The following is a 492-nucleotide window of genomic DNA, read 5'->3' as shown; positions in this document are numbered from 1 at the left end:
GTTATGTGACTCAGGATATTCATGGATAGAAACACTAAAAAAGCACTGAGATGGGATTCTGGTTACAGAACTAAACCAATCAAACCAGACAAAGCTTCCTTTTCAAGTGGCAAGTATTCTATGGCGTATGCTTGCCTCGACTGCAAAACCTCTTTTCAACGTAGCTTTCCTGGTGCTCCATGCGATTATCCATTGCACGGCCAGTGTGTTTCTTGTGGTGGTGTTACTTATAATTTAGGCAGGCATTTCAAAGCACCAAAAAAGTCTGATATCGCCCAATGGAAAAAGGTGGCATACCTCGTCCACCATGGTTTCTATTTTCAAAAAATCAGGCCTATCAAAAATAGCTATTGCAACGTTTCTTACCCTTCAACGTTGGCAGAAGCTAAAGTGTTTGTTAAAAAGTATAAAAAGCATGCTCTTATTTAGGGTAAAGTCACATAACAAACAAATTATGGCACTCGCTGCCGCTCGCTGGGACGCAAACATGTG

The 492-nt window shown here is 41.1% G+C and carries 1 protein-coding gene; it reads left to right on the top strand.

From position 1 onward, the window contains the following. Positions 1-21: 21 nt before the first annotated feature. Positions 22-429: a hypothetical protein gene (locus GVO63_RS19145; protein ID WP_159582028.1), complete on the top strand. Its 408-nt coding sequence runs from the start codon at positions 22-24 to the stop codon at positions 427-429. The last annotated feature ends 63 nt before the right edge of the window (positions 430-492 follow it).

It is taken from the genome of Alteromonas sp. KUL106, from assembly GCF_009811415.1.
GTDB lineage: Bacteria > Pseudomonadota > Gammaproteobacteria > Enterobacterales > Alteromonadaceae > Alteromonas.
Note: the sequence above shows the minus strand (reverse complement) of the source record. Positions and strands in the feature narration are given on the sequence as shown.

Excerpts from the sequence above, each read along its gene's own strand:
- GVO63_RS19145 (WP_159582028.1), top strand. The coding sequence starts at position 22 with ATGGATAGAAACACTAAAAAAGCACTGAGATGGGATTCTGGTTACAGA.